This window comes from Streptomyces anatolicus, from assembly GCF_019400875.1.
Taxonomy (GTDB): Bacteria; Actinomycetota; Actinomycetes; order Streptomycetales; family Streptomycetaceae; genus Streptomyces; species Streptomyces anatolicus.
Genome location: NZ_WMBF01000234.1, coordinates 1 through 9,622 on the forward strand (window position 1 = coordinate 1; position 9,622 = coordinate 9,622).

Genomic DNA, 9,622 nt, shown 5'->3' on the forward strand with positions numbered 1-9,622 from the left:
CCCTCCGCCCTCGCCGAGCTTCGGGAAGTCGATGACGCGGGGCGGGCCTGCGTGCCGTATGTCGATTTTGAGGGCGGGGACCCGTTGCGGTGCTGTCTGCGGGCCGTCGCGCCCGGGGAGCGTGTCGCCCTCGTGTCGTACGCGCCCCTGCGCCGCTGGGCCGCCGCGAACGGGGCCGAGCCCGGGGCCTATGACGAGCAGGGGCCCGTCTTCATCCACGCCGCCCCCTGCGAGGGCCCCGCCCCGGCGCGCGACGGCTACCCCTACTCCCGGGCCGGGGCCCTGCGGACGGTCCGGCGGTACAACGCCCAGGGACGGATCATCGGGGGGCGGCTGCTTGAGATACCGGAGGACGAGACGCGGGGGTTCGACGCCGCGTTCGAGGAGGCCTTCGCCGACCCGGAGGTCGCCCTCGTGCACGTCCGCGCCGTCGAGTACGGCTGCTTCCACTTCGAGGTGCGCCGGGACGCCGGCACCGGCGCCGACGTCTGATCAGGCCTCGGCGGACCCGTCGGTCAGCGCCCGCGCGAACTCCCTTACCCGTGCCGTCTCCCCGTCCCGGTGCCACACCATCCCCAGCACCGAGTCCGGCAGCCCCTCGACCGGCACGAAGACGACGTCCCTGCGGCCGTGGTACTCCGCCGTCGGGCGGCACAGCAGCATCGCGCCCCGGTCCGCCGCCACCAGCGTCAGCCCTTCCTGGAGCGTGCGGACCGAGGGAGCGGGGGTGTCGGAGGGGGCGTGCGCCGTACGCCAGTACGCGGGTGCCGGCGCGGTCGCCGAGATCAGCGGGGTCCCCGCCAGCTCCGCCGCGCCGAGCGAGGCCCGCCCCGCGAAGGCGTGCCGCACCGAGACGGCGACGGTCTGCCGCTCGCTGGAGAAGACCGGGCCGAGCACCAGGTCCGGCTCGGCGACCGGCAGCAGCACGATCGCCGCGTCCACGTCACCGCCGCGCACCGCCCCGAACGGGTCGGCGAAGGGGATCTCCACGATCTCCGTCAGACAGGCGGGATGCCGGGTCTGGAAGGCCGCGATCGCCTCCATCAGGCGGGCGTCCGCCGTCCCCTGGAAGCCGATCCGCAGCGTGCCCTCCACGCCCCGCGCCGCCGCCCTCGCCCGATCGACGGTCGATGCCAACCCCTCGTACGCGGGGCGCAGTTCGGCCAGGAACCGTTCGCCGAGCGGGGTCAGCGCCACCCTGCGGCTCGTACGCTTCACCAGGCGGGCGCCGATCCTGCGCTCCAGGGCGGCGAGCAGCTGGCTGACGCGGCTCTGCGAGACGTACAGGCGTTCGCCAGCCCGTCCGAAGTGCAGCTCATCGGCGAGCGCGAGGAAGCACTCCAGCTCCCGCATCTCAAGCCCGCTCATCCCCGCGCCCCTCCCGCATCCCGTGTCACTCCCATCGATGAGCCTCGCTCATACAAGGGTGAGATCTTCGGCGTTGTTCCCCGACCGGCCGCGGCACACGCTGGATGACATGTCTCAGAGCACCCAACTCCCCCCACCCCAGGCAGCACCGCCGCGACAGCGGGGCGGCCTCGCCGTCGTCGCCGTGGCGAGCGCCACCTTCTCCGTCGTCACCACCGAGATGCTCCCCGTCGGCCTCCTCACCTCCCTCGGCTCGGGACTGCGCGTCTCGGACGGCACCGCCGGTCTCGCCGTCACCCTGCCCGGCCTCGTCGCGGCGCTCGCCGCGCTGCTGCTGCCCGTCGCGGTGCGTCGCGCGGACCGGCGTACGGTCCTGTGTGTGCTGATGGCGCTCCTCGCCGCCGCCAACCTCGCCTCCGCGCTCGCCCCTGCCTTCGGCGTCCTGCTCGCCGCGCGCGTCCTTGTCGGTGTCTGCATCGGTGGCGTGTGGGCCATCGCGGCCGGGCTCGGGGTGCGGCTGGTCCGGGAAGAGGCCGCGGGGCGGGCCACCGCGGTGATCTTCAGCGGGATCGCGGTGGCGTCCGTACTCGGCGTCCCCGCGGGCACGCTCCTCGGCGAACTGGCCGGCTGGCGCTGGGGTTTCGCGGCCCTCGCCGTGCTCGCCCTGGCCGTCGCGGGGCTGCTCGCCGCGGTGCTGCCCGCGCTGCCCGCCCGCGAGGGAGTCGGCCTCGGCGCCTTCGCGGGCCTGCTGCGGATCGGGCGGCTGCGGGCCGGGCTGCTCGCCGTCACCCTCCTGGTGACCGGGCACTTCGCCGCGTACACCTACGTACGCCCCGTCCTCGAACGTGTCCCCGGCATCGGCGCGGGGCTGATCAGCGGCCTGCTCCTCGCCTACGGAACGGCCGGCATCGTCGGCAACTTCGCGGGCGGCGCCGTCGCGGCCCGCGATCCCCGCAGGGCGCTGCTCGGCATCTCCGCCGGGCTCGGCGCGGTCGTGCTGCTCCTTGTGCCCGCGGGCGGCTCCCTCGCCGCGTCGGCCGCGCTGCTCGTCGCCTGGGGCCTGGCCTACGGCGGGGTCTCGGTCTCCGCCCAGAACTGGGTGATGGCCGCCGCGCCGCACGCCCGCGAGGCCGCGTCGGCGCTCTTCGCCGGGGTGTTCAACGTGGCGATCGCGCTCGGCGCCTTCGCGGGCGGCCGGGTCGCGGACAGCCGCGGCGCCGGTGACGCGCTGTGGTTGGGCGGCGGACTCGCGGGGCTCGCGTTGGTGGCCGTGGCATGCGCGAAGGGCGTACGGCAAGGGCGTGCGTGAAAGGACGTACGTGAAAGGGGCGGCCACCCGGCGAAGGGCGACCGCCCCCTTTCAGGGCGTGGCCGGGGTCAGCCCTTCAGCTCGGCCGCCACCAGCTCCGCGATCTGCACGGCGTTCAGCGCCGCGCCCTTGCGGAGGTTGTCGTCGGAAATGAAGAACGCGAGGCCGTTCTCGACCGTCTCGTCGTTGCGGATGCGGCCCACGAAGGAGTCGTCCTTGCCCGCGGCGACCAGCGGCGTGGGCACGTCCGTGACGACGACGCCCTCGGCCTCCGAAAGCAGCTCGGTGGCGCGCTCGGGGCTGAGCGGGCGCGCGAAACGGGCGTTGACCTGGAGGGAGTGGCCGGTGAAGACGGGCACGCGCACACACGTGCCGGAGACCTTCAGCTCCGGGATCTCCAGGATCTTGCGCGATTCGTTGCGCAGCTTCTGCTCCTCGTCGGTCTCGTTCAGACCGTCGCCGACGATGGAGCCCGCCATCGGCAGGACGTTGTACGCGATCGGCGCCACGTACTTGTCCGGCTCGGGGAAGTCGACCGCCGAGCCGTCGTGCGTGAGCTTCGGAGCGTCCTCGCCGACCTTCTTGATCTGCTCGAACAGCTCGTCGACACCGGCGAGACCGGAACCGGAGACCGCCTGGTAGGTGGCGACGACCAGCGCTTCGAGGCCCGCCTCGGCGTGCAGCGGCTTGAGGACGGGCATCGCGGCCATCGTCGTGCAGTTCGGGTTGGCGATGATGCCCTTGGGGCGGTTGGCCACCGCGTGCGGGTTGACCTCGGAGACGACAAGGGGGACCTCGGGGTCCATGCGCCAGGCCGAGGAGTTGTCGATCACGACCGCGCCCTGAGAGGCGACCCGCTCGGCGAGCGCCTTGGAGGTGGCGCCACCGGCCGAGAAGAGCACGATGTCCAGGCCGGAGTAGTCGGCCTCGGAGGCGTCCTCGACGGTCACGCCGTCCACCACCGTGCCGGCGCTGCGGGCCGAGGCGAACAGGCGCAGCTCGTCGACGGGGAACTTCCGCTCGACGAGGATCTTGCGCATGACCTTGCCGACCTGACCGGTGGCTCCGACGATTCCGACCTTCACAGGGACTTCCTCCGTATGTGCGTGCGGCCTCGTGACCTCGGCCGGTCTGTAGGGGGTGGCTCCATCATGCGTCTGTCCGGGCCCGGCTTGTCCAATCCATTGTCCGAGGTGCGGGACGCCACATCCGCCCGCCCCCGCCGTGAACGTTCCGGGCCGCTGTGGCGTCGTAGGGGAAACGGGGGGACGGGAGGGCGACCTTGCTGCGCAGGAGAGTGCGCCGCGCGCCACTGGGGCAGGCGGCGGATCCGCTGGACGCGGCTCAGGAGGACCGGGTGCGGGCGGTGCTCGCGCTCGGCGGGGTGCCGCACGCCGATCTGCCGGACGGGGTGCAGCAGGTCAGGCTGAAGCTCTTGGAGCGGGCCGCCGACGGGCGCGAGGCGCCGCGTGACGTCTCCGCGTGGGCGGCGGTCGTCGCCTCCAACCTCGCCATGGACTGGCACCGGGCCCGGCGCAGGCAGGAGCGGCTCGGCGAACGGCTCTCCGTGCTGTGGCGGGAGGCGGTCGACGAGGACGGCGCGGAGTCGCGGGCGCTGTCGATGGCGGTGGCGCAGGGGCTCGGCGAGCTGCCGGACGCCCAGCGCCAGGTGGTGGTGCTGCGCTTCTACGCCGATCTGCCGGTGCGGGCGATCGCCGAGGAGCTGGGCATCCCGGAGGGCACGGTCAAGAGCAGGCTGCACACGGCGGTACGGCTCCTGCGGGCGCGGCTGCGCGAAGGGGAGGTGGTGTGAGGGTGCCCGGCAAGGAGGACGGAGACCTGGACGGTTTCGAGGCGCTGATGGCGGCGATCACGGGCGACCCCGTGCCGGAGGAGGCGCTGCGGGACCCCGCCTTCGCCGCCGAGCACGCGGCGGCCGTGGCGGACGTGGCGCTGCTGCGGGAGCGGCTCGGGATCCTCGGCGAGGCGCTCGCGGCCCCCGCCGAGCCTCCGAAGACAGTCGTTCCGCTCCGGCCCGCGAACCGGGTTCCCGCACGGGGTGCCCGCGCACGAGGTGCCCGGGGCCGCCTGGTCACCGCCCTCGGCGCGGCCGCGGTGACGGCCACCGCCGCGCTGGTCGGAGGGCTCGGCTGGCTGGCGGTGAACGGGCCCGGCGCGGGCGACGACATGGACTCGGGCGGCGGGGCGAAGGACGCGGCGGCCGGGCAGAGCAGGCAGGACGCGGAAGGAGGGGACACGGACGCGGAGGACACCGACGGAAGGGACGCCAAGCTCTCCCCGGAAGGCTTCGTCGCCTGCTCGCGGCTGATCGTGGAGGGCGAGGTCACGGCGGTCGAGCCGGTGCCGGGCGCGGGGCGGGACCGGATCACGCTCGACGTGAGCCGCTACTACAAGCCGGAGTCCGGGGACCGGACGATCACCTTCCCCATGGACGACGACGTGGACCCGCCCCTGGACAAGGGCGACCGCGTCCTGATCACCATCCCCCGGGGCGAGACCCACCCCGACAACTGGCCCACCGGCAAGGACCGCGACAGCCTGCGCCGCACGGTCCTCAAGGCCCTGCCGGGCGCGGCGAAGGTCTCGTGCGAGAGCCGATGAAAAAGCGCCGGGTGGGCTCGACCGAGCCCGCCCGGCGCCTCAGGACACCGCTAGACCTACTGGACCTACGGCGTGACCTTCTCGATCTTCACGCTGCCGTTGCCCGCGACCGTGCCACCCGCGTTCACGAGCGACACCTCGCCGAACAGCTCACGGCCCTCGGCGGCCGGGGCCTTCGCCTCGACCTTGGCCTCGACCTGCGCCGAGTCGCCGCTGCCGAGCTTGACCTGCTTCGACTCGTCGACCGTGACCTTGCCGAGCGCGCCCGAGAAGAACACGTCCCGGTAGTCGTACGCGGTCGAACCGGTCGGCACCGAGTAGCCCACGACCTCGATCGTGTACGTACCGGCGGCCGGCTTCGACAGGCTCACCGTCTCCTCCGAGTCGCCCTCCGCCGACGAACCGACGACCTTGCCGTCCTTCTTGACGGCCAGGTCCAGGTCGGCGGCGACGTCCGCGGGCGAGCCGATGACGACGTCAAGGCGCTCGGCGCCCTCGGGGACGACCACGGTGCTGGTCTGCGTGGCGCCCTGGGCGATGGTGGGCCGCGCCGACTTGGCGGAACCGAGCGAGCCGCCCTTCAGCTTGCCGTCGACCGCCGCGAAGTTGTTCACGGCCTTCCAGGTGACGGGCGCGGGCGTGCCGACCTTCGCCTCGGGGAGCGTCTGCACGGCCGGGTCGAAGTCGACGCCGAGCGCGGAGACCTTCAGCTTGTACGGGTTGTCGAGCAGCGGTGAGGTGCGGCGCGACTCGACCTCGATCTCCCAGACACCGGCCAGCGGCTCCGCGTACGCACGCAGGTCCGGGCGGCAGGTGTTGGCCGGGTTCTCGTAGTTCGGGTAGCAGACGAGGGACGACGTGGAGTCGACCGGGACGCCGTAGGGGTGCACCGCGATGAACCGCGTCTGGCTCTTGTCCTTCAGGCCGCCGAGGGCGACTTCGAGGGACTTGGTGCCCTTGGGCACGGTCACGAAGTACGACTTGGTGCTGTTGCGCTGCACCGAGCCCTCGGCCTCGTACGCGAAGGAGGGCTTGGCGAGCGGCGCCGCGACGACGACCGTCGACATGATCTGCTGGTCGATGCCCTCGGAGCGCTCGTCGTCGACGGTCAGGATCGCGCTGTGCAGACCGGCCGACTTGGCCTTCGCCTGGACCTTCACGGTGACCGGCTTGTTCAGCGGCAGCGTGACGTCGCCGTCGCCGAGGAGGCGGAAGGTGTCCTCGTGGTTCTTGACCAGGTCCAGCTCGTGGCGGATGCCGCGGTCCGGGCCCGAGGTGCGGGTGATCGTGACGTCGTACGTCCGCTTCTGGCCGGTCCTCAGGCCGCCCTCGCGGTCGTAGATGCCCGTGCCGGGCTTCTTCAGCTCCTGGTCGAGGGCGGTGTCGACGGGGGCCTTCACGGTGTACGTGTGGGCCTTCGCGTCGTCCTCGATGGCGTTCCAGGCGTCGACGACGTCGATCAGGCCGGTGCCCTGCGCGTACGCCTGCTCACCGCGGATGTGGTTCGCGGTCGAGGTCAGCGCGGTGCGCAGCCTCGCCGGGGTGAGGTCGACCTTCTCGCGCTTGGCGGCGGAGAGCAGCAGCGCCGAGGCGCCCGCGGCCTGCGGGGAGGCCATCGACGTACCCTGCAACATCGAGTAACCGGCGGGCAGTTGGTAGCCCGCCTCGGCGACCGGGGAGCCCGGCAGCCAGGTCTGCGTGGTGTTGATCGCCGAGCCCGGCGCCGAGATGACCGGCGTGAAGCCGCCGTCCTCGCGCGGGCCGCGCGAGGAGAAGTTCATCATCCCGTACTTCTTCTCCACGGCGGAGCCGTAGTTGGCGGCCCAGGTCTCCTTGGAGATGGCGGCGCCGACCGAGATGACCTTGTCGGCGAGGCTGGGGTCGCCGATGGTGTTCGCGCCGGGGCCGGAGTTGCCCGCGGAGATCACCAGCTGCACGCCGTACTCGTCGATGAGGCGCGTGTAGAGCGCGGCGCGCGCGTTGTTGCCGTCGTTGAGTGCGGGCAGGCCGCCGATCGACATGTTGACGATGTCGACGCCGCGCTTGGTGACGAGGTCGATCATGCCCTCGGTGAGCGCGACGTTGGTGCAGCCGCCGGTCCAGGTGCAGGCGCGCGAGGAGACCAGCTTGGCGCCGGGGGCGGCGCCGTCCATCTCACCGCCGAACAGGCCGTTGGCCGCGGTGATGCCCGCGACGTGCGTGCCGTGCTCCGACTCGATGACACCGATGTTGACGAAGTCGGCCTTCTTGCCGACCCAGTCGCCGCCGTACGGGTCGGTGGGCACGTCCTTGCGGATCTCGACGACGAAGGGGACGCGCTCGACGACGTCGGTCGCCGGGTCGTCCTTGCCGAAGTAGCCGACCTGGTGGCCGTCCTTGTACGGCTTCATCGTCTCGTCGTCGGTGAAGTCGTTGTTGTCGTTCAGGTCGACGCGCACGGTCCCGGCGGCCGGGTCGTAGAGCATGCCCCAGCTGTCGGTGGTGTCGCCGTCGCGGTTGATGTCGCCCTTGGCGTCGCCGCCGGTGGTGGCCGACTCGCGGAAGCGGTTGACCTGGAAGGAGCCCGCGGGGGCCTGCCAGGTCTCGCTGTCCCAGGTGAAGGTGGGGCCGGTGACCGGGTTGGTCATACGCCGCCAGGTGCCGTCCGCGTCCACGATCGGGTCGGTCGCCGTCACCCAGTCGGTGATCTTGCGCTCGCCGGTGGTGGTCTTCTTCAGCGCCGGGTGGCCGAGGTCGATCCCGGAGTCGAGGATGCCGATGGTGACGCCGCGGCCGTCGGCCTTCGGGTTCTTCTTCACGAAGTCGACGGCGCCGGTCTCGGCGGACGGGTTGTACGGGTTCTTCGCCGGGGTGCTCTTGTCCGGCCCCGGGTAGGTGCCCCGCGTGGCGGTCTCGGCGCCCTTGGCGCGGTCCGCGGCGGGGGTCGGGTCGTCCAGTTCGATCTCGTGCCGCAGGTCGATGGCGTGCACGGACGACAGCTTCGCGGCCGCCTTGATCGCGGCGTCCGCCTTGCCGGTCGGCACGGTCGCGCGGACGTAGCCGAGCTTGTCGTAGGTGCGGCCCACCGAGCCGCCCTTGACGCCGTCGAGCTGGTCGGCGACCTGCTCGGTGGCGCCGGGGGCGGTCGCGACCATCATCGTGACGGTCTTCTCGCCCTCCGCCTCGGCCTCGGCGAGCAGCGCGGCGTCGGCCGGGCCGAGCTTGCCGCCCGCGGACTTGGGGGCGGGCGCGGGGTCGTCACCGGTGGCCGCGAGGGCCACGGGTATCCCGGTGGCGCAGAGCGCGGCGGTCAGGCCGGCGGCTATCGCGAGGCGGGCGGCGCGGCCCCGGGCCGGGGGTCTCGCGCTGGAACTCGAACTGGATCTGGGCATTGGCATCCCTGTGCGTGCGTAAAGGGCGGGAAGGAGGGTGAAACCGGCCCGGTTCCCGGGCAGTTCCGGAATCCGGGACCGGATGACCGCTCAGCCTTACGCAAGTGACACCTCTCTGGGGAGAGTTGTCCGAGCTGTGATCGCCCCGTGACGCAATTCCGCCATACGCCATCACGGACAAGGTGGCGTATAGGGGGACTTGTAAGCACCCGAAGGGGCGCGGGGAACTGCGCGCCCAGCCACAACACACCCGAGGGGCACCCCCACCGAGGCACCCCGGGCCGACGCCCCCCTGCCAACGCGCCCCAAGGGCACTAGCGTCACCTTGTGCACAAGGAGCTAAGGGTGGCGTCCTACGCCGTATGCGTAAGAGAGGGACAGCTACTGCTGGCCCGCTGGGTCGCAGCCGACGGCAACAAACGCTGGACCCTGCCCGGCGGCGGCATGGACCACGGCGAGGACCCCTACGACACCGTGATCCGCGAGGCCGACGAGGAGACGGGGTACACCATCGAACCGGTGACGCTGCTCGGCGTCGACTCACTGCGCCGCCGCTACCCCCGCAAACTGGGCGCCGTCGCCGACTTCCACGGCCTGCGGATCCTCTACGAGGGCCGGGTCACCGGAGGCGAACTGCGCCACGAGACCAACGGCTCCACGGACCTCGCGGCCTGGCACGCCCTGGAGTCCGTACCGGACCTCGACCGCGTCGGACTCGTCGACATCGGCCTCGCACTCTGGCGCGCCCGCCCCGCCGACGGCCACCTCCCGGACGGCACCGATCCGGACCGCTGAAGGTCCGCCCCGCCTTCCCTTCCCCGGAAGGTGAACGTGGAGTGACCGCTTCCTCTCCGCCGGGGGAGAGGTGGGTGACCGCGCAGGGTGCCCGGAGATCGACGTACGGTGATCGGCGCTGCCCGTTGCGGTCTCGTTCACACGCAGGTCACCCCCG

8 protein-coding genes are annotated in these 9,622 nt (G+C 72.4%); 5 read left to right on the forward strand and 3 right to left on the reverse strand.

Annotation, left to right across the window (positions count from 1 at the left end):
- Positions 1 to 492: DUF1203 domain-containing protein (locus GKQ77_RS20210; RefSeq protein WP_219690330.1), on the forward strand; the 492-nt coding region annotated here is incomplete at its 5' end.
- On the opposite strand, the gene GKQ77_RS20215 is transcribed toward GKQ77_RS20210, so the two are convergent.
- Positions 493 to 1,368: a LysR family transcriptional regulator gene (locus GKQ77_RS20215; RefSeq protein WP_219690331.1), complete on the reverse strand. Its 876-nt coding sequence runs from the start codon at positions 1,366 to 1,368 to the stop codon at positions 493 to 495. It lies immediately after the preceding gene.
- A 109-nt stretch (positions 1,369 to 1,477) separates the two neighbouring features.
- Here GKQ77_RS20215 and GKQ77_RS20220 point away from each other — a divergent pair, with 109 nt between their 5' ends.
- Positions 1,478 to 2,677, forward strand: coding sequence for an MFS transporter (locus GKQ77_RS20220; protein ID WP_219690332.1), 1,200 nt, complete (start codon positions 1,478 to 1,480; stop codon positions 2,675 to 2,677).
- A gap of 68 nt (positions 2,678 to 2,745) precedes the next feature.
- On the opposite strand, the gene GKQ77_RS20225 is transcribed toward GKQ77_RS20220, so the two are convergent.
- Positions 2,746 to 3,762 (reverse strand): aspartate-semialdehyde dehydrogenase, encoded by a 1,017-nt coding sequence (locus tag GKQ77_RS20225; RefSeq protein WP_219690333.1) that lies wholly within the window; start codon positions 3,760 to 3,762, stop codon positions 2,746 to 2,748.
- Between the two features lie 197 nt (positions 3,763 to 3,959).
- Between GKQ77_RS20225 and GKQ77_RS20230 the strand changes: the two genes are divergently transcribed.
- A complete protein-coding gene (locus GKQ77_RS20230) occupies positions 3,960 to 4,490 on the forward strand; it encodes an RNA polymerase sigma factor (RefSeq protein WP_219690334.1) in 531 nt (176 codons plus the stop codon).
- A gap of 2 nt (positions 4,491 to 4,492) precedes the next feature.
- Positions 4,493 to 5,299, forward strand: a complete 807-nt coding sequence (locus GKQ77_RS20235; protein WP_219690335.1) for a hypothetical protein — start codon at positions 4,493 to 4,495, stop codon at positions 5,297 to 5,299.
- A gap of 65 nt (positions 5,300 to 5,364) precedes the next feature.
- Here the strand turns inward: GKQ77_RS20235 and GKQ77_RS20240 are convergent, their stop codons facing one another.
- Positions 5,365 to 8,670, reverse strand: coding sequence for a S8 family serine peptidase (locus tag GKQ77_RS20240; protein WP_372459933.1), 3,306 nt, complete (start codon positions 8,668 to 8,670; stop codon positions 5,365 to 5,367).
- 327 nt (positions 8,671 to 8,997) lie between these two features.
- On the opposite strand from GKQ77_RS20240, the gene GKQ77_RS20245 reads away from it, so the two are divergent.
- A complete protein-coding gene (locus GKQ77_RS20245; protein WP_219690337.1) occupies positions 8,998 to 9,465 on the forward strand; it encodes an NUDIX hydrolase in 468 nt (155 codons plus the stop codon).
- Positions 9,466 to 9,622 lie beyond the last annotated feature (157 nt).

Excerpts from the sequence above, each read along its gene's own strand:
- GKQ77_RS20220 (WP_219690332.1), top strand. The coding sequence starts at position 1,478 with ATGTCTCAGAGCACCCAACTCCCCCCACCCCAGGCAGCACCGCCGCGA.
- GKQ77_RS20215 (WP_219690331.1), bottom strand. The coding sequence starts at position 1,368 with ATGAGCGGGCTTGAGATGCGGGAGCTGGAGTGCTTCCTCGCGCTCGCC.
- GKQ77_RS20240 (WP_372459933.1), bottom strand. The coding sequence starts at position 8,670 with ATGCCCAGATCCAGTTCGAGTTCCAGCGCGAGACCCCCGGCCCGGGGC.